At 67.7% G+C, this 25391-nt stretch carries 20 protein-coding genes and 1 tRNA gene; 16 read left to right on the forward strand and 5 right to left on the reverse strand.

The window, feature by feature from the left end; genetic code table 11:
* The first annotated feature begins 45 nt into the window (after nt 1-45).
* The 6 genes from ACZ6IE_RS06555 (at nt 46) to ACZ6IE_RS06580 (ending at nt 4682) form a co-directional block, all read left to right on the forward strand.
* Nucleotides 46-1380 carry a glutamate-5-semialdehyde dehydrogenase gene (locus ACZ6IE_RS06555; protein ID WP_464607278.1) on the forward strand — a complete coding sequence of 445 codons (1335 nt, stop codon included), beginning with the start codon at nt 46-48 and terminating at the stop codon, nt 1378-1380.
* An 86-nt stretch (nt 1381-1466) separates the two neighbouring features.
* Entirely contained in the window at nt 1467-1679 is a 213-nt protein-coding gene (locus ACZ6IE_RS06560) for a hypothetical protein (protein ID WP_464607279.1), read from the forward strand.
* 29 nt (nt 1680-1708) lie between these two features.
* Nucleotides 1709-2314, forward strand: coding sequence for a nicotinate-nucleotide adenylyltransferase (gene nadD / locus ACZ6IE_RS06565; protein WP_079727430.1), 606 nt, complete (start codon nt 1709-1711; stop codon nt 2312-2314).
* Nucleotides 2311-4068, forward strand: coding sequence for a hypothetical protein (locus ACZ6IE_RS06570; protein WP_464607280.1), 1758 nt, complete (start codon nt 2311-2313; stop codon nt 4066-4068). The genes nadD and ACZ6IE_RS06570 overlap by 4 nt, the downstream gene beginning before the upstream one ends.
* 70 nt (nt 4069-4138) lie before the next feature.
* Complete coding sequence (gene rsfS / locus ACZ6IE_RS06575; protein ID WP_077053344.1) at nt 4139-4528, forward strand: ribosome silencing factor; 390 nt, start codon at nt 4139-4141, stop codon at nt 4526-4528.
* Nucleotides 4529-4606: 78 nt separating this feature from the next.
* Nucleotides 4607-4682: transfer RNA gene (locus tag ACZ6IE_RS06580), tRNA-Ala, on the forward strand.
* A gap of 132 nt (nt 4683-4814) precedes the next feature.
* On the opposite strand, the gene ACZ6IE_RS06585 is transcribed toward ACZ6IE_RS06580, so the two are convergent.
* Complete coding sequence (locus ACZ6IE_RS06585) at nt 4815-5456, reverse strand: TetR/AcrR family transcriptional regulator (RefSeq protein ID WP_464607281.1); 642 nt, start codon at nt 5454-5456, stop codon at nt 4815-4817.
* Between the two features lie 288 nt (nt 5457-5744).
* Between ACZ6IE_RS06585 and ACZ6IE_RS06590 the strand changes: the two genes are divergently transcribed.
* Nucleotides 5745-6299, forward strand: coding sequence for a YceI family protein (locus ACZ6IE_RS06590; RefSeq protein WP_077053343.1), 555 nt, complete (start codon nt 5745-5747; stop codon nt 6297-6299).
* A 307-nt stretch (nt 6300-6606) separates the two neighbouring features.
* Here ACZ6IE_RS06590 and ACZ6IE_RS06595 read toward each other — a convergent pair whose 3' ends face one another.
* The 3 genes from ACZ6IE_RS06595 to ACZ6IE_RS06605 are packed head-to-tail and all read right to left on the reverse strand — an operon-like array spanning nt 6607 to nt 9502.
* Nucleotides 6607-7680, reverse strand: coding sequence for an FUSC family protein (locus ACZ6IE_RS06595; RefSeq protein WP_464607282.1), 1074 nt, complete (start codon nt 7678-7680; stop codon nt 6607-6609).
* Between the two features lie 54 nt (nt 7681-7734).
* Nucleotides 7735-8802 (reverse strand): App1 family protein, encoded by a 1068-nt coding sequence (locus tag ACZ6IE_RS06600; RefSeq protein ID WP_464607283.1) that lies wholly within the window; start codon nt 8800-8802, stop codon nt 7735-7737.
* Entirely contained in the window at nt 8750-9502 is a 753-nt protein-coding gene (locus ACZ6IE_RS06605; protein ID WP_464607284.1) for a DedA family protein, read from the reverse strand. The genes ACZ6IE_RS06600 and ACZ6IE_RS06605 overlap by 53 nt, the downstream gene beginning before the upstream one ends.
* A 223-nt stretch (nt 9503-9725) precedes the next feature.
* Here ACZ6IE_RS06605 and ACZ6IE_RS06610 point away from each other — a divergent pair, with 223 nt between their 5' ends.
* The 9 genes from ACZ6IE_RS06610 to holA all read left to right on the forward strand — a co-directional run bounded on the left by ACZ6IE_RS06610 (nt 9726) and on the right by holA (nt 24838).
* Nucleotides 9726-11138 (forward strand): cytochrome ubiquinol oxidase subunit I, encoded by a 1413-nt coding sequence (locus ACZ6IE_RS06610; RefSeq protein ID WP_464607285.1) that lies wholly within the window; start codon nt 9726-9728, stop codon nt 11136-11138.
* A gap of 19 nt (nt 11139-11157) precedes the next feature.
* A complete protein-coding gene (gene cydB, locus ACZ6IE_RS06615; protein WP_464607286.1) occupies nt 11158-12165 on the forward strand; it encodes a cytochrome d ubiquinol oxidase subunit II in 1008 nt (335 codons plus the stop codon).
* 9 nt (nt 12166-12174) lie between these two features.
* A complete protein-coding gene (gene cydD / locus ACZ6IE_RS06620; RefSeq protein WP_464607287.1) occupies nt 12175-13983 on the forward strand; it encodes a thiol reductant ABC exporter subunit CydD in 1809 nt (602 codons plus the stop codon).
* Nucleotides 13980-15746 carry a thiol reductant ABC exporter subunit CydC gene (gene cydC / locus ACZ6IE_RS06625; protein WP_464607288.1) on the forward strand — a complete coding sequence of 589 codons (1767 nt, stop codon included), beginning with the start codon at nt 13980-13982 and terminating at the stop codon, nt 15744-15746. The genes cydD and cydC overlap by 4 nt, the downstream gene beginning before the upstream one ends.
* Nucleotides 15747-15755: 9 nt before the next feature.
* Nucleotides 15756-17321, forward strand: coding sequence for an anthranilate synthase component I family protein (locus ACZ6IE_RS06630; protein WP_464607289.1), 1566 nt, complete (start codon nt 15756-15758; stop codon nt 17319-17321).
* Between the two features lie 149 nt (nt 17322-17470).
* Nucleotides 17471-20041 carry a leucine--tRNA ligase gene (leuS, locus tag ACZ6IE_RS06635; protein WP_464608596.1) on the forward strand — a complete coding sequence of 857 codons (2571 nt, stop codon included), beginning with the start codon at nt 17471-17473 and terminating at the stop codon, nt 20039-20041.
* Nucleotides 20042-20472: 431 nt separating this feature from the next.
* A complete protein-coding gene (locus ACZ6IE_RS06640) occupies nt 20473-21183 on the forward strand; it encodes a ComEA family DNA-binding protein (RefSeq protein ID WP_464607290.1) in 711 nt (236 codons plus the stop codon).
* A gap of 647 nt (nt 21184-21830) precedes the next feature.
* On the forward strand, nt 21831-23765 hold the full coding sequence (locus ACZ6IE_RS06645) for a ComEC/Rec2 family competence protein (RefSeq protein WP_464607291.1): 1935 nt from the start codon (nt 21831-21833) through the stop codon (nt 23763-23765).
* Between the two features lie 23 nt (nt 23766-23788).
* Nucleotides 23789-24838, forward strand: a complete 1050-nt coding sequence (gene holA / locus ACZ6IE_RS06650; protein ID WP_077053943.1) for a DNA polymerase III subunit delta — start codon at nt 23789-23791, stop codon at nt 24836-24838.
* A gap of 165 nt (nt 24839-25003) precedes the next feature.
* Here holA and rpsT read toward each other — a convergent pair whose 3' ends face one another.
* Entirely contained in the window at nt 25004-25264 is a 261-nt protein-coding gene (gene rpsT / locus ACZ6IE_RS06655; RefSeq protein ID WP_079727441.1) for a 30S ribosomal protein S20, read from the reverse strand.
* Nucleotides 25265-25391: the final 127 nt, after the last annotated feature.

Raw genomic sequence — 25391 nt, forward strand, 5'->3', positions numbered from 1 at the left:
CGTCACACGGTGTCGCCCGAGCATCCCGATCGCTAAACTCGGGTCATGACTCTGGCAGCCGATGTTTCGCAGCACGTTTCCGGTGATGACAGCCCCGCGGCGACCGCGGCGGGCGGGCCCGTCGACGACGTCGTGGCGGGCGTGCACGGGCGGCTGATCGCGGCGCGTGCGGCATCCCGCGTCCTGGCCGGTTCGACGGGCAATCAACGCGTCGCAGCTCTGCACGCCATCGCGACGGGCATCGAGGCGAACATCGAGCGCATCGTCGCGGCCAATGCCCTCGACCTGGAGGCCGGTCAGAAGAACGGTCTCGCGCCGGGGCTCCTGGACCGGCTGCGTCTCGACGAGGCGCGCCTGCACGGGCTGGCAGCCGCCGTGCGACAGATCTCGAGCCTCACCGATCCCCTCGGCCAGACGGTGCGCGGCAGCACCCTGCCCAACGGCATCAAGATCGACCAGGTGCGCGTGCCGTTCGGCGTCGTCGGCGCCATCTACGAAGCTCGGCCCAACGTGACGATCGACATCGCGGCCCTGGCGCTGAAGAGCGGTAACGCCGTCATCCTGCGCGGTGGCACGGCCGCCGAGAACAGCAACCGGGTGCTCGTCACCCTCATCCGCGAGGCGCTCACGAGCACCGGTCTGCCGGCCGACGCCGTCGACACGATCGACGACTTCGGCCGTCCCGGTGCCGCCGAGCTGATGCGGGCCAGGGGCCTCGTCGACGTGCTGATCCCGCGGGGGAGTGCTGCGCTCATCCAGACCGTCGTCCGCGACTCGCAGGTGCCCGTCATCGAGACGGGCGCCGGCGTCGTGCACATCTTCCTCGACGCCTCGGCGCGCGAAGACTGGGCGGTCGACATCGTCGAGAACGCCAAGGTGCAGCGGCCGAGCGTGTGCAACGCCGTCGAAACCCTGCTCGTTCATCGGGATGCCGCGGCGCGCGTGTTGCCCCAGGTGCTCGAGCGGCTGCGTTCCGCCGGTGTCACCGTGCACGGCGACGCACGCACCTCCGCTCTCGCCCCCGACGTGGTGCCGGCCACCGAGGAGGACTGGCAGACCGAGTACATGACGCTCGACCTCGCGGTGCGCATCGTCGACGACCTCGACGAAGCTCTCGACCACATCCGCCGCTACTCGACGGGCCACACCGAGTCGATCATCACCGACGACGTCGCGTCGGCCGAACGCTTCCTCGCCGAGATCGATTCGGCCGTCGTCATGGTCAATGCATCCACTCGTTTCACGGATGGCGGAGAATTCGGGTTCGGTGCCGAAGTGGGTATCAGCACTCAAAAGCTTCACGCCCGCGGCCCCATGGGGTTGCCCGAATTGACGAGCACCAAGTGGATCGTGCGCGGGTCCGGCCAGGTTCGCGCCTAGCCGGTGCCGAGCCGGTACACTACTACGAGGCTCTTTCGGCGTGATACCGCGCACGGAGCCGTGAAAAAACATCGAACGGAGAACTGATGTCCTTTGCGACCATCGTGCTGGCCGCGGCCGAAGCACACGTCGAGCTGCCCATGCCGACCTGGATGTACGCGCTGATCGCCGCCATCATCTTCATTCTCCTCGGCCTCGCCACGTTCTCTTACCGCGACGTCGCCAACCGTCACGCCGCCAAGGCCAACGCCCGCGCGGGGCGCATCCACGACAACGACGTCTCGGGCCACGGCCACTAAGTCGGGCGCCAGATAGCAGTCGACGACCTGTGACCTCCGCCGCGAGCACCACCCGGCCACGCATCGGCGTGATGGGTGGCACGTTCGACCCCATTCACCATGGGCACCTGGTCGCGGCCAGCGAGGTCGCGCAGTCGTTCGGTCTCGACGAGGTCATCTTCGTCCCCACGGGCAGCCCGTGGCATAAACAGACGGTGACGAGCAGCGAACACCGCTATTTGATGACCGTCATCGCCACGGCATCCAACCCGCAGTTCACCGTCAGTCGCGTCGACATCGACCGTGGCGGGCCCACATATACGATCGACACCCTGCGTGATCTGCGTAAGCAGCGTCCGGATGCCGAGTTCTTCTTCATCTCGGGTGCCGATGCCGTGGCCCAGATCCTCGGCTGGAAAGACCACGACGAGCTGTGGTCGCTGGCACATTTCGTCGCTGTGAGTCGTCCGGGACATCCACTCAACATTTCGGGGCTGCCACAGCAAGACGTAAGCTTGCTGGAGGTTCCTGCGCTGGCGATATCGTCCACCGACTGTCGGAGCCGGGTTAACCGGGGCTTCCCGGTCTGGTATTTAGTTCCCGACGGTGTCGTGCAGTACATCACCAAACACCACCTTTACCGGAGTAGCCCATGAGTTCGAACACCGACGAGCCACAACTCACCCGCCGCCAGATGCGCGAGCGGCGCGGGGTCGACACACAAGGCGTGCCCATCGTCGGCGCCGGCGAAGGCTCCACGACCACGGGCGATGCCGCGAAGACGGTTCCGGCCGCGCCCGCCACCCGTTCGCGACGCGTTTCCACGTCGGCCGCCGTTGCCGGCGGCCAGATCCCCGATGTGCAGGCGGCCGAGCGAGCCGCGGCCGATGCATCCACCGACGCCGAGAAGGCCGAAGCCGCGCGGCAGACCGCACCCGCTCTGTCCCTCGAAGAGATCGCCGAGCTCGAGAAGCGTGCACAGGCGGGCATCCCGCTGACGAGGCGTCAGGCCCGCGACCTCGAGAAGGCCAAGACCGCCTCGGTTCCCATCATCAGCGCGGCCGATGCTGCAGCCGCTCGTGCGGCCTCTGCAGCAGTCGTCGCCGAACCCGATGCGACCGTGGTCACGGACAGCGACGCCGACGACAGCAACGCCGACGACAGCCACGCCGACGACAGCAACGCCGACGATGGCGCTGTCGAGAACAGCGGTTCCGATGCTGGTACCGGCAGCGACACCGACAGCGGCGAAGGCGAAGCCTCCGATGACGCGGCCAATGGCGCTGTGACCCGCGGCGACGACGCGGCAGAAACGGCGCCCGCCAAGTCATCCAAACGTTCCAAGCGTGCCGAGAAGAAGGCTGCTCAAGAGGCCAAGCGCGCCGAAGAAGCTGCCCGCGAGGCTGCAGAGGCCGAAGCGGCTGCCGGCTCGAACGGTGTGGCGGCGCAACCTGCGACGCCTGTCGCTCCGATCCGTCCCGCCTTCATCGGCAAACCGGCCGCGAGTGCCGCGCCCCTCATCGAGCGCCTCGATTCCGGTTCGGTCGACGGCGAAGAGGCCTCGGGTCGCCCCGGTCCGCGTCGCTCGAGCTACACGCCTCTCGGCGCTGGTGACACGACAGTCGAACAGTCGACGCCCAAGGACGATGCCGACGCCCAGACGAAGGACGCCGGCGGCGCTGGTCGCGACGAGGCCACTGAGGCCCACTCGGACACCGATGCTCACTCGGACACCGATGCCGCATCGACGTCCCGTGGCTCCGACCCGGCGAAGCCTCGCGAAACGATCGTCGTCCCCGAGGTCGTCGAGGACTCGCGCGACTCTGATTCTTCGGCGGCGAAGAATGACGCCGACGCGACCGGAGATGACGCGGCGGATGAGGCCGACGCCGATGCGCCCAAACTCGCCGAAGGCTTCGGCGAGCAAGTTCTCGAAGCGGGCACGGCGTCCAGCACGGCCGTTCCGCACGAGCAGCCCTTCGACCGCATCATCGCGCGTGGTGTGGAAGCAGCCGAGGCGCAAGCCGCCTCGAACGCGCTCATTCTGCCCACCATGCCGACGAACGATTCGCTCACCGGGCCGATCTCCTCGAACGGCAATGTGATCGTCACGGGTTCGATCGACCTGCCCGCGAGCCTGTCCTCCACCGGGCAGCACCCCAACTACTTCGACAAAGCCGAACTCGACACCATGTTCGAGGCCGACGAAGAGGCTGCGCCCGCAACGGCCGGCACCCCCGTCTCGGCGGCGCGTGCCGTCAGCACGCACACGCAGACGGGCGACGTGATCAACCCTCCGGCGCCCAGCCGCGACCACCGCCTGCTCATCATCCTGGCCATCACCGCCGGAGCTTTGCTCACGGCCGTGCTCGCCGTGGTGATCGTCGGCTTCGTCGTGGGCGCCTTCTAGCCCTCCCTCGTATCAACGCTCCGCCCGTGGCGGCGCAGGTGGGACTCCCCACCGTGAAAGGATCCACACCGTGACCGCACGCGACACCTCGCTCGAGCTTCTGGCCATCGCCGCCGAAGCCGCCGACTCGAAGGGCGCCGACGACCTCGTCGCGCTCGACGTGTCAGAGCCCCTCCCGTTCGTCGACATTTTCCTGCTGGCCACCGGCCGCAGCGAACGCAACGTCCAGGCCATCGCCGGCGAAGTCGAAGATCAGCTCAACCTGGCCGGGCACAAGACTCTGCGCCGCGAAGGCCACGGTGCCGGCCGCTGGGTGCTCATCGACTTCGGTGACATCGTGGTGCACGTGTTCCACGAAGAGGAGCGCATGTTCTATTCGCTCGAACGCCTGTGGAAAGATTGCCCTGTTTTGCCCCTGCCCGAGAAGGTCACGCAGTCGTCGACAGAAGATCTTCGATAAGTGCCGTCTCGATTTCGTCTTCGGCCGATTCGTGTAGTAATCTAAACAGGTTGCTTCGAGCGATCGGAGACAAAATCTGGGTCTGTGGCGCAGCTGGTAGCGCACCTGCATGGCATGCAGGGGGTCAGGGGTTCGAGTCCCCTCAGATCCACCAAAACATAAAATATGGCCTCGCAGAATCGTCTGCGGGCCATATTTTTTTTGCGCGGAAGGTGTCGAATCCCGAGGCGTAAAAACGACGGACCATTCGGAGCGAAACGGTCTGAGCGGCGGGTCTCCGCGTCCGTCAGCCGCGGTATTGGATGACCGCGCGCCCCGCCTTGAAGAGGTTCTGCCCGACCGTCGAAGGGTCGCTGACGTAACCCGAGATCATCGCGCCGTCTCGCAGCATCATGAGCTCTTCGGCCACCGACTCGGCGTCGGGCACGCCGATCCTCTCGAGAGCCTCGCGCGCCGTGCGGATGCCCCAGCGGCGGTGCTCATCGATGACCACCCGCACGGGGTGCTCGGGGTCGGGGTATTCGGCACCGGCGTTCAGGAACGCGCACCCGCGGAACCCCGGCACGCAGGCCTCGTCGCCGAGCGCACGCGCCACGAGGCCGAGCGCGATCGACGGGTGATTCGCGGCCCGGGCCAGCACGTGGCTGATGCCGGCGCGCTCCCACGCGGCACGATTCTCGAGGTAGGCGACGACCAGGTCGTCCTTGGACGGGAAGTAGCGGTAGAACGTGACCTTGGTGATGCCGGCGGCCTGGATGATCTTGTCGGCGGAGACGGCACGGATGCCCTCGGCGTAGAACAGGGCCGTCGCCGCATTCAGGATGCGATCGCGAACGGGCAGGGCGCGCTGCGCTGCAGCACTCACGGGTGTGGCGCCGGCGAGCTCGTCGAGCGGCTCGGCCGATGCGTGGGCGACGGGCTGCGTCATGGAAACCCCAATCCTTGCGAGCGGCCGTGCATGCGACACGCCAGGGTGGTGCAACATGCGTTCATGTGCCGGCGAGCTTCGGGTTCGCGCGACCGTGACCGATGAAACCCGATCTTATCAGGGGTGTTGCGGCGCGGGCAGGGGCGGGATGTCGCGGCATCCGACATCGTTCAGAAGAAGTTTGGCGAAAGTGGAATAGAGATCCATTTACATGTGTTTGCATAGTTCGGTGGCGATGAGCCCGCCACGGTCCGATATCCGGATCACAGAACGAACAAGGAGCACCTCATGACGGACACCATCGACATTCCCGGTTACAAGGCCGGCACCTGGGTCATCGACCCCACGCACTCCGAAGTCAGCTTCAGCATCCGCCACCTCATGATCTCGAAGGTCCGCGGCACGTTCGACCTCTTCGAGGGCACGCTCGTCACGGGCGAGAACCCCCTCGACTCGAGCGTCACCGCGCACGCCAAGGTCGAGTCGATCAACACCAACGAGCCCAACCGCGACGGCCACCTGCGCACCGGTGACTTCTTCGAGGCCGAGAAGTACCCCACCATCGACTTCGTCTCGACCGCCGTTCGCCAGGAAAAGGGCGACTTCAAGGTCGACGGAAACCTCACCATCAAGGGTGTCACCAAGCCCGTCACGTTCGACTTCGACTTCGGTGGCTTCAGCCAGGACCCCTACGGCAACTACAAGGCCGGCGCGACCGCTACCACCGTCATCAACCGTGAAGACTTCGGCCTGAACTACAACGCCGCCCTCGAGACCGGCGGCGTGCTGCTCGGCGAGAAGGTCACCATCACCATCGAGCTGCAGGCCGCCCTCCAGGCGTAGTCCCACCTCGTCGGCCCGCAGAGACGACAGGGATGACGGAATCCTCGTCGCCCGCAATCCGCTGACGAATCGTCAGCCTGTCGCCCCTCGCGGCCACTCAGAAGCGGCGGAGAATCCCTCGGGACTCTCCGCCGCTTTTCTGCGCGCGCGGGAATCGTGAACATTCGAGACCTGGATGTCGAGCGTCTCCGCCTTCGCCGGGGCGTACGAGCCCCGCCAGCTTCCGTGCTCATTCCGCGGTCGAACGCTGCATCGGGGAGAGGTGCGCATCCACCCGGTCGCCGCGCCCCCGCGCACGCGCGGTCGCTCAGGAGTTCGCGCCGACGATCTCTTCCCGCACGCGCCGCAGGTCTTCGAGCAGGGAGCCGATCAGGATCCAGTGGTCGGGGTGCGGCCGCTGAATGATCAGCGGCGCAGTCAACGCGGGGATCTCTGCCGTGACCGGTTCGGCATCCTCGTCGCGGTCCTCGCCGGCCGGGCGACTGAGCAGTCGGAGGTCGTGCGCGGCACGGTGCAGCTCGCGCGCGATCTGCTGCACGGTCGATTCCTCGGAGAGGGTCGCGTCGTAGTGATCGCGCACGGCCCGGGTCATGCCGATCGTGCGGGTGACCACGGGGGAGAGCCGATCGAGTAGCTCACGAATCTGGCGCAGCTCGTCGCGGTGAGCCGACCTCCGCGGGTTCAACGTGAGCGACTCTTCGCCCTTCGACAGCGATTCGACCGCTTTGTCGCGCATGGGCCGCAGCAGTCGGGCCTCGATCATGGCCCCCTCGACGGCGTTGTGGCTGTGCGGTGTGGCGAGGATGTCGGCCAGACGGTCGAGGCTCGCGGCCAGTTCTGCGACGAGGGCTGCGGAATCCGCGCGCGCCGGCCCGATCATGACGGGCGGCACGATGAGAGCGTTGACGATCACGCCGATGGCCGCGCCGATGAGGGTCTCGATGATCCGGTCGACCGCATAGCCCGGTGTCGTGGCGCCGATCGACAGCACGAGCATGGCGCTGATCGGGATCTGGTTCGACGAACCGGGCGTCAGGCGCAGCGCCCATCCGATCAGGATCGACACGACGATGGCGGCGAGCACGATCCAGCCCTGTTGCCCGAAGACGATACCGATGCCCGACGCGATGAGCACACCCGCGATGACGCCGATGCTGCGCTCGACGGCCTTGCCGAGCGATTGGTTGACGCTCGGCTGCACCACGAGCAGGGCCGCGATGGCCGCGAAGATGGGCAACTGACCCGGCAGAACCGTGATGGCCACGAACCAGGCGGCGATGGTGGCGACCGACGTCTTGACGGCCTGGATGAAGGGCAGGCGCTTGGGGGTGCGGATGGGTGTCGCGAGCGTCAACGAACGCAAGCGGTTTCGGCGCGGCATCCGGTTCTCCCTTCGCATCGGTCGTCGGGCCGTTGCACGACCCGATCACACCACCTAGGACAGATCGAACTCCGAAAGGCGGGCGAGCAACCCGGCACCGTCGGGCGCATAGATCCAGTGCGCCTGCGAGGGCGCGTGCTCGTCGGGCTTCGATCGACCACCGGCGAGGACCGCCTCACCGGGTGACAGCTGCCGGATGGCGACGCCCGCGACGTGCTCGGGACGCTCCTCGGAGAACGCGCCGTAGATCTCTTCGTCGTGCTGCCCGTCGTCGCCCACGAGCAACCACCGGATGTCGGGGAACTCGTCCGCGAGGCGGCGCAGGTTGGTCTCCTTGTGCAGTCGCCCGCTACGGAACCATCGATCGTGCGTGGGACCCCAGTCGGTGAGCAGCAGGGGGCCCGACGGGTAGAGGTTGCGCGACAGGAAGCGCGTCAGCGTGGGTGCCACGTTCCAGGCGCCGGTCGACAGGTAGATGACGGGCACGGTCGGATGGCTGCGCGTCAGCCGCTCGAGCATGACGGCCATGCCGGGGACGGGTGTGCGTGCGTGTTCGTCGAGAACGAAGGTGTTCCACGCGGCGACGAAGGGCCGGGGGAGCGCTGTGACCATGACGGTGTCGTCGACGTCTGAGATGACGCCGAGGCGCGTGCTGGGGTCGACGATGTAGACGCGGGCCTCGACGGGTTCGGTGTCTTCGGTGCCGAGCGTGATGCTCTGCCAGCCGGGCTCGAGGTCGGCCGTGACGACGACGTCGACGACACCGCCGCGGTCGGCCTGCACGCGGTGTTTCGTGTCGCCGACCTGCACCCACACGTCTGCCTCGACGACGGGGATGCTCGTGAAGCTGCGCCACCCGCGGATGCGCTCGTCGGGTTTGTCGAGCTCTTTCGCGGGTGTGGCGACTTTGGGCGGCGTGAGGACGACGCGCGCGAGGACCCGCACCCATGTGGTGGAACCGTAGCCCGTGAAGGGCACGACCGTGGCGATGTCACCGCGTTTGCGGGCGCGACGGTGGCGCCAATCTTGCACGGCATCGTCGATGCGCGCGGCGCGGTGGAGCGTTCGTCTAGCGTGGGCGACGAGGGGTGCGTCGGGGGAGCGGTCGCTGTCGTGGGGCACCCGACAAGTCTGTCATGGTTGCGGCGCCTGCCTCGGGGGTTGCAACCGCGTCGCTCGCGACATCCGCCGTCATGTGGCGCTCTTCGCTGCGGTGCAGAACCTTCTTGACGATGAGGACGGCCACGAGGAACACGACGATGACGCCCACGAAGAGGTACCCCGCGAAGTGCAACTTCTCGGAGAGTTCGCGGAACGTGCCCGCAGCTACCGAGCCGACGGTGACATAGGCGGTCGACCAGATGACGCACGCCGGGATGGTCCAGGCCATGAATTTGCGGTAGGTCATGGTGCTCATGCCGACGGTGAGCGGGATGAGCGAGTGCAGCACGGGCAGGAACCGCGACACGAACACCGCGATGCCGCCTCGCCGCTGCAGGTAGTTCTCGGCGCGCACCCAGTTGTGCTCACCGATCTTGCGGCCGAGGCGCGATGCGCGGATCTTGGGGCCGAAGTAGCGGCCGAGCGCGAACCCCACCGACTCGCCGCCGAGCGCGCCCGCTATCACGACGAGCACCATCGACAGGTATTGCACGGGCCCGTCGACCGCTGTAGAGGCCACCAACACCATGGTGTCGCCGGGAACGACGAGACCCACGAGCACGGATGTCTCGAGGAAGATGCCCAGCCCGGCTAGCAGCGTGCGCAGCACGGGGTCGACGCTCTGGACGAGGTCGAGCAGCCACATGAGGATGTCGTTCACGAGCCGCAGCCTAGTGATCGAGGCTGGAGAAGACCCGATATTCGCACCGTGATCGGGGCTCGTTTTTGTGCCTTTCCGAAAAGGTGAGCGTGTGGTCAGACCACAGGCCGAAATCGCGCTACGATTGATTCAGCGGGACACCAAACCCGCTCGATTCCGCCGATCCGGCGACACGCTGCCCGGGGGATCAGCCGCTAGCGGACCTCTGAAAACGGAGCTCTCAGTGAACGAATTACTCGACCCGCTGCTTCTCTCGCGATGGCAGTTCGGTCTGACGACCATCTACCACTTCCTGTTCGTCCCCCTGACGATCGGAATGGCCACCACGGTCGCCATCTTCCAGACCGCCTGGGTGCGCACGGGCAAGGTGCACTACCTGCAGATGACGCAGTTCTTCGGCAAGATCTTCCTCATCAACTTCGCCATGGGTGTCGTCACGGGCATCGTGCAGGAGTTCCAGTTCGGCATGAACTGGTCCGACTACTCCCGCTTCGTGGGCGACGTCTTCGGTGCCCCGCTTGCGCTCGAGGGTCTGCTGGCCTTCTTCTTCGAGGCCACCTTCATCGGCCTCTGGATCTTCGGCTGGGACAAGCTTTCGCCGAAGATCCACCTGCTGACCATCTGGGCCGCGGCCGTCGGCAGCATCCTGTCCGCGTACTTCATCATCGCGGCCAACGCGTTCATGCAGAACCCGGTCGGATTCCAGATCAACGAGGAGCGGGGGCGAGCCGAGCTCACCTCGATCGTCGACGTGCTCACGAACAAGGTCGCGCTGGCGGCGTTCCCGCACACGATCTTCGCCTGCTTCATGGTCTCGGCCGGTCTCGTCATCACGGTGGCGGCCTACCACCTCTCGCGCAACCAGCACCTCGACACCATGAAGCCGGCCCTGAAATTCGGCCTGTGGACGATGCTCATCGCGGGCGCGCTCACCACTCTGGCGGGCGACCAGCTCAGCCTCGCGATGGTGCAGACGCAGCCCATGAAGATGGCGGCAGCCGAGGCGATGTACCACACGTCGACGGGCGCGGATGCATCCTTCTCGATCTTCACGCTCGGCACCCCCGACGGCGTGCACGAACTGTTCTCGATCCGCATCCCCTATCTGCTCTCGTTCCTGTCGACGCACACCTTCAACGGAACCGTCGAGGGCATCAACGACCTGCAGGCGCAGTACGTGCAGCTCTACGGCCCCGGCGACTACACGCCCATCATCTGGGTCACCTACTGGTCGTTCCGCTGGATGATCGGCCTCGGCATCTTCCACATCCTCGTGGCCCTCACGGGTCTCTGGCTCACCCGCAAGGGGCGTATGCCCGAGCAGAAGTGGGTGTGGAAGATCGCGATCTGGTCGTTCCCGGCGTCGCTCGCCGCCATGATCGTCGGCTGGGTGTTCACCGAGATGGGGCGCCAACCATGGCTCGTCTTCGGCCTGCTGAAGACAGCCGACGGGGTGTCCCCGAACATCACGGGTCTCGACGTGCTGATCTCGCTGATCGCGTTCACGGCCGTGTACGGCACCCTCGCGGTGGTCGAGTTCAAGCTCATCAAGAAGGCCGCCCAGAAGGGGCCGGACGATGCGCCCGCCGTCGACGAAGAGTCCGGCATCCACCAACCGGTCACCACCGTCTACTAGCGAGACAGGAAGAATAATCATGGACCTCGGAATCCTCTGGTTCTGGATCGTCGCCTTCTTCTTCGTGGGCTACTTCGTCCTCGACGGCTTCGACTTCGGTGTGGGCATGTCGCTGCCGTTCCTCGGCAAAGACGACACCGACCGCCGCGTGATCATCAACACCATCGGGCCCGTGTGGGACCTCAACGAGACGTGGGTGATCGTGGCGGGCGCTGCCCTGTTCGCGGCCTTCCCCGAGTGGTACGCCACGTTGTTCAGCGGGTTCTACCTGCCGCTCCTGCTCATCCTGCTGGCCCTCATCATCCGCGGTGTGTCGTTCGAGTATCGGCACCAGCGGCCCGAAGCGTCGTGGAAGAAGCGCTTCGACACCATGATCATCGTGGGCAGCGCCATCCCGGCCCTGCTGTGGGGTGTGGCCTTCGCGAACATCGTGCAGGGTGTGCCGCTCGATGCCGATCACAACTACATCGGCGGCTTCTTCGCCCTACTCAACCCGTATGCGCTGCTCGGCGGGCTCACGACCCTGTTGCTGTTCTTCACGCACGGCGTCATCTTCGTGTCGCTCAAGACCGACGGCGAGCTGCGCGAGCGGGCCCGCAAGCTCGCGGCGCGTTCGGGCATCGTCACGATCCTGGTGGCCGCGACGTTCCTCGGCTGGACCGTGCTGGCGCACCCCGAGAAGTCGGGTGTCGTGATCGGTGCCGCCGCGGCCGCCGTGCTGCTGATCCTGGCCTACATCGCCAACGCGCTCGGCAAGGAGGGGCGCGCCTTCGCCCTCATGGCCGCGACCATCGCGGCGGCCGTGCTGACGCTCTTCGTGGCGCTGTTCCCGGCCGTGATGCCCGCCTCGAACGATCCCGCAAACAGCCTCACCATCGCGAACGCGTCGTCGACGCAGTACACGCTCGAGGTCATGAGCTGGGTCGCGGTGATCGCGCTGCCGCTCATCCTGCTCTACCAGGGCTGGACGTACTGGGTGTTCCGCAAGCGGGTCTCCCGTTCGCACATCGAATCCGCCGCGCACTAGCCTGACACGGTGAAACCCCTCGATCCGCGTCTGCTGCGCTACGCGAAAAGCGCGCGACTGTTCCTGGTGGCCGGTGGGGCTGTCGGCCTCGCCACCACCGGGTGCATCGTCGCCTTCGCGTTCCTCCTGACGACGCTCATCACGCGGGCCATCGACGGCGCTCCGCTCGACACGCTGTGGCCGTTCGTCGGGGCACTGGTGGCGGTCATCCTGGTTCGTGCGGTTCTGGTCTGGGCCAACGACGCCCTCTCGGCCCGGGCAGCGGCGCGCGTGAAGAGCGAGTTGCGCACGCAGATCGTCGACGCCACCACTACCCTCGGCCCGGCCTGGATGTCTGGCCGCTCGTCGAGCGATATCGCGACGCTCGCGGGGCGCGGCGTCGACGCCCTCGACGACTACTTCTCGAAGTACATCCCGCAGCTGTTGCTGACCGCCATCGCCACCCCCGTCATCGTGCTCTCGATGTTCGTGACCGACTGGCTGTCCGCCGTCATCGTGATCGTCACGCTGCCGCTCATCCCGGTCTTCATGATCCTGATCGGCTGGGCCACGCAGGCCGTGCAGCAGAGGCAGTGGCAGGCGCTCGGGCGACTGTCGCGCGGGTTCGTCGACACGCTCGGCGGGCTGGCGACCCTCAAGATCTTCGGCCGGCAGAATCGACAGGTCGAGCGGATGTCGCGCATCACGCGTGAGTACCGCGTCGAGACCATGAAGGTGCTGCGCGTGTCGTTCCTGTCGAGCTTCGCGCTGGAGCTCGCCGCGAGCCTGTCGGTGGCCATCGTCGCCGTTTCGGTGGGTCTGCGGCTGGTGGACGGCTCGATGCTGCTGCCGGCCGGGCTGTTCGTGCTGTTGTTGGCACCCGAGGCGTTCCTGCCGATCCGGCAGGTGGGGGCGAACTTCCACGCGGCGGCCGAGGGTGTGACGGCGGCGGATGAGGCGTTCGCGATTCTGGACGAGGCGCGGGCGCGTCGTGAGGGGCACAGTGCTGCGCGGGGTGGTGCTGTCGTTCCGGGTGCACCTGCCGTTCCCGGTGGAGTCGTCGGTTCGGGTGGCGATCGTGACGCTGACGCTGACGCTGACGCTGGCGCCGGCGCTGACGTTGACGCTGGTGCCGCCGCCGGGCTGTCGGTGACTGGCCTGACCGTGGCCTATGGTGATGCCGTGGCGGTAGAGGACTTCTCCGCGACGTTCGCTGTCGGTTCGCTGACGGTGCTGTCCGGGCCGAGCGGTTCCGGCAAGTCGACCATCGTGGCCGCCGTGAACGGGTTCGTTTCCGCTTCGGGTGGCATAACCGTGGACGGCCGGCAGATCGCCTCCGATCGTCTGGCGGATGATCGCGCCTGGCTCGCCTGGGCGGGACAGAAGCCGGGGCTCGTCTTCGGCACGGTCGCCGAGAACGTGGCGCTGGGCGATGCGCAGCCCGACGAGCCGCTCGTGCGTCGATCGCTCCAGCGTGCCGCCATCGACGGGCTCGACCCGCGGCTCGAACTCGGCGTCGGCGGCTCGGGCATTTCGGGCGGTCAAGCGCAGCGCGTTGCCATCGCCCGTGCGCTCTACCGACTCGAGTCCCGCGGATGCCGCGTGCTCATTCTTGATGAGCCCAGCTCGGCTCTCGACCATGCGACCGAGGCTCGGTTGATCGATGGCCTGCGCGAGGTTGCGCGGGCTGGCGTCGCCGTGATCGTCGTCAGCCACCGTCAGGCGTTCCTGACCGCCGCCGACACCGTGGTCGCCATCAGACCAGTGTCGGCGACACGGGTGACCGCACGAGCGCGGCCTGGTGCAACGACGGGCGTGCCGAAAGGAACGGAACGATGAGCCGCAATACGGTGGGCGACGCTCGCGCCGAGGCCCGCGGCATCCTGAGGCTTGCTCAGCCGCGCCTGAGGGTCGCGCTTCCCGGCATCCTGGTCGGCATCCTCGCCGCCTTCTGCACGGTCGCGTTGCTCGCGACGAGCGCGTGGCTCATCACGAAGGCCGCCGAGCAGCCGCCCATCCTGTTCCTGTCCATGGCAGTGGTCGGGGTGCGCGCGTTCGCCCTCGGGCGCGCATTCTTCCGTTACCTCGAGCGCCTGTTCAGCCACGACGCGGCCTTCCGGCAACTCGAGGTCGTGCGGGTCGAGGTGCTGCGCCGCCTCATTCCACTGGCGCCGGGCGGTCTCGGTCGCGCCAAACGCGGTTCGCTACTCTCGGCCCTCGTCTCGGATGTCGACGACCTGCAGAACCTGCCCCTGCGCGTCGTTCAGCCCATCGTCACCTCACTCGGCGTCGCCGTGGTCGCCGTCGTGGGCGTCGCGTTCCTGTCGCCCGTCGCGGCCCTCGGCCTCGCCGTCTGCCTCGTGCTGGCCTTCGCGGTGAGCGCCCTCTGGGTCACGCGCTATGCGGCGCGCGCCGAACGGTCGATCGCGCCCCGCCGCGCAGCCGTGCTCGACGCGCTGCTCGACTACCTCAACAATCTCGACGTGCTGACCGCCTACGGTGCCGACGCCGCGGCTCGGAGGCGCATCGAGCGAGCGGATGCCGACCTCACGCAGGCCGTCGTGCGTCGCGCCGGCGGTGCCGGCATCGCGGCCGCCACCCTGAGCCTGTTTTCGGGCCTCGCGGTCGTGGTCGCCGTCATCGCGGGGATCCCGGCCTTCGGGGCGGGAAACCTGAGCGCTCCCGAGCTTGCCGTCATCGCGCTCGTGCCGCTCGCCGTGTTCGAGATCGTGGCCATGGTGCCCGTCGCGGTCGGCGTCTTCCGCCAGGTGCGGTCGAGCGCGGCGCGGATCGCGGAGGTGGTGCCCGCAACGGTGCCCGCCGGTATCCCCGTTGACGATCCGGCCGCTTCTGTCGACGGCGACCGGGGCGTAGGAGTAGCAGCGGGCGCAGGTGGCCGTCGTGGCGACGATGCGGCGTCCAGCGTGCCCCGCATCCAGCTGACGGACCTCAGCGTGCGGTGGCCGGGGCGCACCGACAGGGCCGTGCGCGGTGTCACCGTGACGCTCGAGCCGGGGGACCGACTGCTCGTCGAGGGCGAGAGCGGCGCCGGAAAGACGAGCCTTGCTCAGGCGCTCGTGCGTTTCGTCGACGTCGACGGCGGCTATCTCATCGACGGCGTGCCCGCCCAACGGATGCCACAGGACGAGGTTCGCCGCATCGTCGGGCTCTCGGAGCAGACGCCCTACCTGTTCGACGAGACCATTCGACAGAACCTCCTCTTCGCCAAGGACGACGCGGACGACGCGCAACTGCTCGACGTGCTGCGCCGTGTGGGCCTCGACTCCTGGGTCGCGGCGCGGGGCGGGCTCGACGCGCGTGTCGGCGAGCGTGGCTCACTGGTATCCGGCGGGCAGGCCCAGCGCATCGCCCTTGCCCGGGCACTCCTGCACGACTTCCCCGTGCTGGTGCTCGACGAACCGACCGCCAATGTCGAAGCCGACCTGGCCGACGCCCTCGTGCGCGACCTGGTTGCTGCGGCCGGCGATCGACGCACCGTCATCCTGATCTCGCATACGGATGTTCCGGCCGGATTGTTCAGCCGCCGCCTCACGTTGCGCTCCGACGGTGACGCCCGGCTGAGCGACGCGCGGCGACCGTAAGCTGTGAGGGTGACATCCGCCCCCTCTTCTGGCCCCGAACGCGAGCGTCGGCGCGGCGCGTCGTCCGGCGAGCGGTCCGTCGATCTCCCGGATGAGGTGAGCACCGAGCATCTTTATGATGCACTCTTCGCGGCGCAGCCGTTCGGCTTCTGGCTGGATGCGGGCGTTGATGCGGCGAACGGCCTGAGCTACCTCGGCACGGGCGACGAAATCGTCGTGCAGGGGGATGCATCGAGCATTCGTACGAACCGTGACTCCGTCACCGAAGACGGCCGCGTCGCCGTGGTCGCTGACATCGGGGAGTACTTTCGGCAGCGTTTCGACGAGCGACCCGGCTCAGGGGGCAACCGACCTTCTCTCGGCGAATTCGCGCCGGGCTGGGTCGGCTTCCTCGGCTATGAGTGGCGGGCCGCCGGATCATCGACCACGACGGCGCGGCACAGGGACACCGCGGGGCGCCCCGTCGACCGTGTGACGCCTGATGCCGCCTTCCTCCGCGTGACGCGGTTGGTGGTCGTCGATCATTCGGCGGGTAGAGCATCAGTCGTCTGGATCGATGACGAGGCGGGCGAAGACTGGGCTGATGTCGTCGTGGTTGCGATCGAACGGGCCCACGGCTCAGAGGAAGACGCAGACAGCGACACAGACACAGACGCCGCGGACGCGGATGACGGCACCCACACCGACCTCGCTGAAGAGGCGCGGGAGCGGGCCGCGAAGACGGGGCTCGCGCATCCCGAACCCGTCTGGCGTCACGGCCGGGCCGCCTACCGCGCGCTCATCGACCGGTGCCGCGCCAGCATCGGCCGGGGTGACGCCTACCAACTCTGCCTCACGAACCGCATCGACGTTCCGGGCGCCTTCGAGCCCGTCGAGGTATTCCGTGCACTGCGCCGCTCGAGCCCCACACACCGCGGCGGCCTGCTCCGGTTCGGCGGCCTCTCGCTCGTCTCGGCCAGCCCGGAGAAGTTTCTCGGACTGGATCGCTCGGGGCGCATCGAGGTGCGGCCCATCAAGGGCACGCGGCCCCGATCATCCGACGCCGTGATCGACCGCGAGCTCGCAGACGACCTGCAGGCCAGCGCCAAGGAACGCGCTGAGAACCTCATGATCGTCGACCTCATGCGCAACGATGTGGGGCGCGTCTCGGCTGTCGGCAGCGTGCGCGTGGATACGCTCTTCGACGTCGAGAGCTATGCGCAGGTGCATCAGCTCGTCTCGACCGTCTCGGGGCAGCTGGCAGACGGGTGCGATGCCGTCGACGTCCTCGCCTCGACGTTCCCCGCCGGATCGATGACGGGGGCTCCGAAGCAGAGCGCCATCGACATCCTCGGCGACCTCGAGGGCGCACCCCGCGGGATGTACGCCGGCGCCTTCGGGCTCATCGGCGCCGACGGCACACTCGACCTCTCGATGGTCATCCGCAGCATCGTCATGGACGCGCACGGGGCCAGCGTCGGGGCGGGTGGCGGCATCACCTGGTCGTCGGATGCGGAAGCCGAAGTCGACGAGATGGTGCTGAAAGCGCGGGCCCCGCTCGAAGCGCTCGGGGCCTCCGGTCATCCGCCTGCCTGAGTGCCGTCACGGAATGGCGGGCCCCCGCCGAACGTTTAGTAGCATTGAGATTTGGGCCGTCAGAGAGCGGATGCCGCGACATCCCCCGGCTTCATTCACCCGAACGAATTGAGAGTGCTGTGTCTGAGCGTGAAACGCCCGAGAGTGCCGTGTCCGAGAGTGCCCCGTCGGTAGCGGGCACCGAATCGGGAGCCCCCGACCGTTACGACTTCCAGGCGATTCAGGACAAGTGGCTTCCCATCTGGGACGAAATGAAGCCGTTCCGCACCGACGACGAGTCCGACACGCGCCCGCGCAAGTACGTGCTCGATATGTTCCCCTACCCCTCGGGCGACCTGCACATGGGCCACGCCGAGGCCTTCGGTCTGGGCGACGTGGTGGCGCGCTACTGGCGCCAGCAGGGCTTCAACGTGCTGCACCCCATCGGCTGGGACTCGTTCGGCCTGCCCGCCGAGAACGCGGCCATCAAGCGCGGCATCGACCCCCGCGGGTGGACGTACGACAACATCGACCAGCAGAAACGCTCGTTCCGCACCTATGCGCCCTCGTTCGACTGGGATCGCGAGCTGCACACGAGCGACGAGGAGTACTACCGCTGGACGCAGTGGATCTTCCTGAAGCTCTATGAAAAGGGCCTCGCCTACCGCAAGGCCAGCCAGGTCAACTGGTGCCCCAACGACCAGACGGTCCTCGCCAACGAGCAGGTCGTCGACGGCCGTTGTGAGCGGTGCGGTCACCTCGTCACGAAGAAGAAGCTGACGCAGTGGTACTTCCGCATCACCGACTACGCCGACCGCCTGATCGACGACCTGAACCAGCTCGAGGGCAAGTGGCCCACCAAGGTTCTCAGCATGCAGAAGAACTGGATCGGCCGCTCGACCGGTGCCGACGTGCAGTTCACGATCGAGGGCCGCTCCGAGCCCATCTCGGTCTACACGACGCGCCCCGACACGCTCTACGGTGTGACCTTCATGGTGGTCGCGCCCGATTCCGATCTGGCCGCCGAGCTGGCGTCCGGGTCGACGCCCGAGGTGCGCATGGCGTTCCAGGACTACCTCGAGAAGGTCCAGGGCACGAGCGAGATCGACCGTCTCAGCACGGAGCGCGAGAAGACCGGCGTGTTCCTCGACCGCTACGCGAAGAACCCGCTGACGGGTGAGCGGATCCCGATCTGGGCTGCCGACTACGTGCTGTCCGACTACGGCACGGGGGCCGTCATGGCCGTGCCCGCGCACGACCAGCGCGACCTCGACTTCGCGCGCGCCTTCGACCTGCCCGTGCGTGTGGTCGTCGACGTCAATCAGCCCGTCACGGGCGCCATCCCCGTGCTCGTCGACGGCGAGCTGCCCGACGACCTGCCGCTCGTCGACCCCAAGGCCACGGGTGAGGCGCTCACGGGCACCGGCCGTCTGATCAACTCAGGCCCCTTCGACGGTCTGTCGAAGAACAACGCCATCAAGAAGATCACCGAAGCTCTGGCGAGTTCCGGTCTCGGCAAAAGCGCCAAGAACTACCGCCTGCGCGACTGGCTCGTGTCCCGTCAGCGCTACTGGGGTGCCCCCATCCCGATCATCCACTGCGAGGCGTGTGGCGAGGTTCCCGTGCCGCTCGACCAGCTGCCCGTCGCCCTGCCCGCGGCCGACGGTCTCGACCTGCAGCCGAAGGGCACGAGCCCGCTCGGTGCCGCAGAGGACTGGATCAACGTGGCGTGCCCGTCGTGTGGCGGCCCCGCCAAGCGCGACTCCGACACGATGGACACCTTCGTCGACAGCTCGTGGTACTACCTGCGCTTCCTGTCGGCCAAGGACGCCACGCAGCCCTTCGACAAGAAGCAGGCCGAGAAGTGGGCCCCGATCGACCAGTACGTGGGCGGCGTCGAGCATGCCATCCTGCACCTGCTCTACTCGCGCTTCATCACAAAGGTTCTGTTCGACCTCGACTACCTGAGCTTCACCGAGCCGTTCACCTCCCTGCTCAACCAGGGCATGGTGCTCATGGACGGCGCCAAGATGTCGAAGTCGAAGGGCAACCTGGTCGAATTTGCCGACGAGCTGAAGAAGTACGGCGCCGACGCCCTGCGCGTGACGCTGGCCTTCGCCAGCCCGCCCGAAGACGACATCGACTGGGCGGATGTCTCGCCCGCCGGTTCCTCCAAATTCCTGGCTCGCGCGTGGCGCATCGCCCAGGACGTCACGTCGGCGCCCGACGTGGTGTGGAAGAACGGCGACCAGGCCCTCCGCCGCCAGACCCACCGCTTCCTCGCGGATGCCCCGGGTCTCGTCGAGTCCTACAAGTTCAACGTCGTCGTGGCACGTCTCATGGAGCTCGTCAACGTCACGCGCAAGACGATCGATACGGGGGCGGGCGCGGGCGACCCCGCCGTCCGCGAGGCCGCCGAGGTCATCGCCATGGCGCTCAACCTGTTCGCGCCCTACACGGCCGAGGACATGTGGAACATGCTCGGCTACGAGGCCACCGTTGCGGCGACGCAGTGGCGCAAGGCCGACCCGACGCTGCTCGTCGAGGAGAAGGTGACGTGCGTCGTGCAGGTCAACGGCAAGGTGCGCGACCGCCTCGAGGTCTCTCCGCGCATCGACGGCGCCGAGCTCGAGAAGCTGGCCCGCGCGTTGCCCTCCATCGTGAAGGCCGTGGGCGACCGCGAGATCGCCAACGTGATCGTGCGCGCGCCGCGCGTGGTGAACATCGCCGTGAAGGGCTAGCTCGAGCCTGTCTGACGAGGGGCCCGCGACCGTGAGGTTGCGGGCCCCTTCGCCATAGCGTGGCTTCTTTTGCAGAGCGAGTGCACACCGATGTGGCTCGTCCCTCCCGCTCTCCACAAGGGTGGTTTCGGGTCGCTGTCCACCGATCGGGCAATCGCGGCCGGGCTTCTGCCAGCCGGACATAGCTTGTCTGCATGCCCCGCACCGATCCCGCCCCGACCGCTCCGAACCTCCCGCGTCGTCCTCGCCGTCACGGCGCCGCCGCGTTTCATGGTCGTGCCGTTCGCGCGGTGTCCCGGGCGAGAGAGTCGGTGCGCACGCAGAGGCGCACGATGGCCGTTGTCCTGGGCACAGCTGTGGCGGCATTTCTCGCAGCCTGGTGGTTGTCTCCGGTCGCGGCCGAAAGCGCGGGGTCACTCACGACGATCGGGATGACCGCGACGACAGCCTCTCCGACCGGTGCGCCGGCATTCAAAGCTGTATCGGCCTCGGGTGTTGCGTCAGCGTCCGGTGCCGGGTCGGCATCAGGCCTCGGGTCGGCTTCGGGCGCCGCAGCGGTGTCGGGTGCCGCGTCGGCCCGGGGAGACTCTCCGGGGCAGGAACCCGCGGGGACGAACAGCGGCACGACGAGCGCGGGCAACCCGTCGGGGTCGACGCGCTCGCTCTTTGTTCACGTTTCGGGCGCTGTGGTGAAACCCGGCCTGGTCGAGGTCGCCGACGGCGCGCGGGTGTTCGACGCCGTCGCGAAGGCGGGTGGTGTCACGCCCGAGGCGCGCGAAGGCGGAGTCAACCTGGCGCGCTTCGTGGTCGATGGAGAACAGATCCTCGTTCCGCGGGCCGACGATCCGGCGTCGGCGGGCACTGCTGCCACGGGCACTGCTGCCACCGCCTCAGCGGCGGGCGGCGGCAGCTCGTCGGGCGGAGCCGTTGCGGGGCCCTCCGGTTCGGCAGGCAAGGTCAATCTCAACACGGCGACGGCGGCCGAACTCGAGACGTTGCCCCGCGTCGGTCCGTCGATGAGCGCCAAGATTCTCGCCTGGCGCGCCGAGAACGGCGCCTTCTCGGCCATCGAAGACCTCAATGACGTCGACGGCGTCGGCGATAAGACCTTCGAGTCGTTGAAAGACCTCGTCACCCTATGAGCCGCCGCTGTGGTCTCGTCTTCGCAGCGATGCTCACGTGGGCCACGGCGGGGGTTCTCGTGGGGTCGCCGCAGGCCGCTTTTAGCGTGATCGCTGTCTGCTCGTTCACCGTCGTCGCCGTCCTCGTCGTCGAATCGATCGGATGGCGGCGCCGTGGCGCTCGGTCTGCTGACAGGTCGGGTCGGCGCTGGTCTTCGTCCATTGCTGCTTGGATTCGATCTGTGCTGAGCGTTGAACGTACGCCGTCCGGCGAAGCGGGCCTCTCGGCGAGGGACCGGGCGCAACCGGGTTCCTTTCGCCGGGTGGACGTGTCCGTGGCGATCGTGATCGCGCTGGCGGCCTCGTGCGCGGTCGCGGGCGTCGTCTCGGTCCGAGCAGAGGGGCGGCACCCCGACGTCTTGCAACAGTGGGCGGGGGGCTCCCGCTCCCTGACGGCAGAGGTCACGGTGACGTCCTTGAGCTCACCGGTCGAAGGGCCGACTGCAAAGGAGTGGGGCGACACATCCTCCGCGTCGAGTGTGCGATTCCGTGGGCAGGTCTCCCAGCTGCAACGCGGAAATGAGGTTCGCGCAGCTACGTTTCCGGTGTTGGTCTTCGCGTCCGACGTCGCCGAGACGGGTGGCCCCCCTCTCGGCAGCGTGGTTCGGGTGAGCGGACGGTGGCAGCTCGCCGGTGTGGGCGACCGTGTGTCGGCGCTCGTCTTCAGTGACGACCGCCCAGCCATGATCACCACCGCTCCGGATGCCCTGAGGTGGGCGCACGGGCTGCGGAGATCGTTCGTCGGGGTCGCGAGTGTGCTCCCCGGCTGGGGCGGCCAGTTGTTGCCGGGCCTCTCCATCGGAGACACGAGCGCGGTCTCGGTCGAGCTCGACGAAGCCATGAAAGCGAGTTCGCTGAGCCACCTCACGGCGGTTTCCGGGGCGAACTGTGCGATCGTCGTCGCGATCGGATTCGCTCTGGGTGGTGCGTTGGCGCTGCGCCGCAGTGCAAGGATCGGCCTGGCATTCGTGCTTCTTGTCGCGTTCGTGGTGCTCGTCACTCCCGAGTCGAGCGTGATCCGAGCGTCGGTGATGGCCTGTGCCGTGCTGGTGGCCCTCGCCAGCGGCCGACCGGCGGCGGGCCTCGCCGTGCTGTGCACCGTCGTGGTCGTGCTTCTCATTGCCGACCCCTGGCTCTCGCGCGACTACGGCTTCGCGCTGTCGGTGCTCGCGACGGGTGGGTTGCTGGTCCTCACGCGTCCGCTCACGGATATTCTGGCCCGAATAGCGCCGCGGCCGATCGCCGCCGCCTTCGCGTTGCCGTTGGCGGCGCAACTCGCGTGCCAGCCGGTCCTGGTGATGCTCGAACCCACCCTGGCGGTCTGGGGCGTCGTCGCGAACCTGTTGGCCGGCCCCGCGGCGCCGGCTGCCACCATCCTGGGCCTCGTCGCGTGTCTCATGAGCTCGGTCACGCCGTTGCTGGCCCTGCCCGTCGCGTGGGTCGCCTGGCTGCCGGCGGCGTGGATCGCCCAGGTGGCAGCGTGGTTCGAGAACGCGCCGGCAGCGAGGGTGCCGCTCCCGCCCGGCGTGGCGGGCGTTCTCGTGACGACACTGACGCTGCTGCTCGTCGGCGGTCTCGCGCTGGCGATGAGATCGCAGAGGATGCTTCTCGCGAAAGTGCTCGCGATGGGAGTCGTCGTGGTGCTCGGCAGCGCCGTCGGCTCCGTGGTGCCGGCCGCGGTCCGTGATTCGTCGACTCCACCGGGGGAGTGGGCGGTCGCCTCGTGCAATGTCGGACAAGGGGATGCCACCGTGCTGCGCGACGGCTCACGTTTCGGACTCATCGACGTCGGTGCCGATGAAGAACTCCTCGCGCGCTGCCTCGCCCGTTTGGGTGTCGACCGGCTCGACCTGCTGGTGCTGACCCATTTCGACACGGATCACGTCGGCGCCTACGCGGTAGTCGTCGGCCGGGTTGCCGAGGTACTCGTGGGTCCGACGGATGGCGCGGCCGACGAACGCATCGTCGAATCGTTGTCCGACGGCGGGGCATTGGTGCGTCAGGTTCGCGCGGGCGAGCGCGGCAGGCTGGGGGAGGGGATGGAGTGGAGCGTGCTGTGGCCGCCCGCGCGCGGTGAGGTCGAACCGGGCAACGACGCGAGCGTCGTGATCGAGACGCGGAGCGCGGTCCGCGGAGCACCCGATGTGAAGCATCCGGCCCTCTCAGCCGTGTTCCTCGGCGACCTGGGTGCCGATGCGCAGAACCGATTGCGTCGCTCACGTCTCGTTCCACCGGATGTCGACGTGGTCAAAGTCGCGCATCACGGGTCCAAAGACCAGAGCAGCTTGCTCTACGAGAGGCTGCAGGCCACCCTCGGACTCGTCTCCGTCGGCGAGAACGACTACGGGCATCCGACGGCTTCCATTCTCGAGACGCTGGAGCGCGTCGGCACGATTGTGCGCCGAACCGACCGGGACGGGATCATCGCGGTCGGTGCACCCGAGGATCCCACGTCGGGTCCCGCTGGACGAGCCGGCCCGGGCCGAGGGCCGCTCGAGGTGTGGACGTCGGGCGCGGCCCCCGACGTCGGTGGTGGCGGCTAATCTGGAGGAAGACGAGAAGGAGAATCGTGGCGGCAGCACGCACGACGAACGCCCGCGGGGGCGCAAAGCCCGCCGGCAAAGTGGCGATCCCGCAGGTGTCGTGGAATCAGATCCGGCCCGCGCCGGTCGTCCTCGTCTCCGGCCCCCAAGGCTTCCTCGCCGATCGGGCCATGAAGTCGCTGCGAGAATTCCTGCGCGCCGAAGATCCGGCACTCGAGGTGAGCGACGTCGCGGCCGACGGCTACACGCGTGGCGAACTGGCCAGCTTGGCGAGTCCGTCGCTGTTCGGTGAGCCGCGGCTCGTGCGCGTGTCCGCCGTCGAGAAGTGTTCCGACGACTTCCTCGAAGACGCCCTGCGCTATCTCGAGAGCCCGCCAGAGGGTGCCACCGTCATCCTGCGTCACGGGGGAGGCGTGCGGGGCAAGAAGCTCCTCGACGCCATCCGGGCGGCCAAGGGCGTCGCCCTCGAAGTGGTCTGCGCCGACCTCAAGAAAGACGCCGAGAAGTACGAGTTCGCCCAGGCGGAGTTCCAGCTCGCTGGGAAGAGCATCCGCGCCGCGGCCTTACGCGCCATCGTCGCCGCCTTCAGTGACGACCTCGCCGAACTCGCGAGCGCCTGTCAGCAGCTCATCGCCGACACGGCCGACGAGATCACCGAAGCAACCGTGGCGAAATACTACGGCGGCCGCGTCGAGACCAACGCATTCTCCGTGGCCGACGCCGCCATCGCCGGTCGCTACGGGGAAGCCCTCGTGGGTCTGCGGCATGCACTCGACTCGGGGGCCGACCCGGTTCCCATCGTCGCGGCGTTCGCCAGTAAGATCCGCACCATGGCCAAGGTCTCCGGCGCGGGCGGTTCGACGGGAGACCTGGCTCGCCGCTTCGGCCTCGCGCCCTGGCAGGTCGAGCGAGCTCGGCGCGACCTCCGCGGCTGGACCGACGAAGGCCTCGGCCGCACCATCCAACTCGTCGCCGAAACGGATGCGGCGGTCAAGGGACAGGGTCGCGACCCCGTCTTCGCGCTCGAACGCATGGTCACCGGCATCGCCTCGCGCGGCCGCTCCTTGCGATGACCGGCCTCGCCCCACCCCGCGGCCGCTCCCTGCGCTGACCGGCCTCGCCCCACCCCGCGTATACGAAAAAGCCCCGCCGAAGCGGGGCTATCTCGATAACTTGTGCGGGCTGGCTCCTCGGAAGGGGCCGTCCGCAAGAGAGACTGCTTAGAGAGCGGCGCCTCTTTAGAGAGCGGAGACCTTCTTGGCGAGAGCCGACTTGCGGTTCGCGGCCTGGTTCTGGTGGATGACACCCTTGCTCACAGCCTTGTCGAGCTTCTTGCCGGCCAGCTTGAGGGCGGCCTCGGCCTTGGTCTTGTCACCAGCGGTGACGGCGTCACGCGCGTGGCGCACGACCGTGCGGAGTTCGCTCTTGACCGCCTTGTTGCGCTCCTGAGCCTTCTTGTTGGTGCCAATTCGCTTGATCTGCGACTTGATATTTGCCACGTTATTACGCTTTCGTTCGACGACGTTTGGACGAGCCTCGGGAAAAACCCGAGACGTGCTCCGCGGGATGAACCCGGGGGCGTGCCGGTCGACGCGAGAGGGGCGCTTTCCGGCGAAAATCATGTGG

The organism is Okibacterium sp. AC114, from assembly GCF_979253355.1.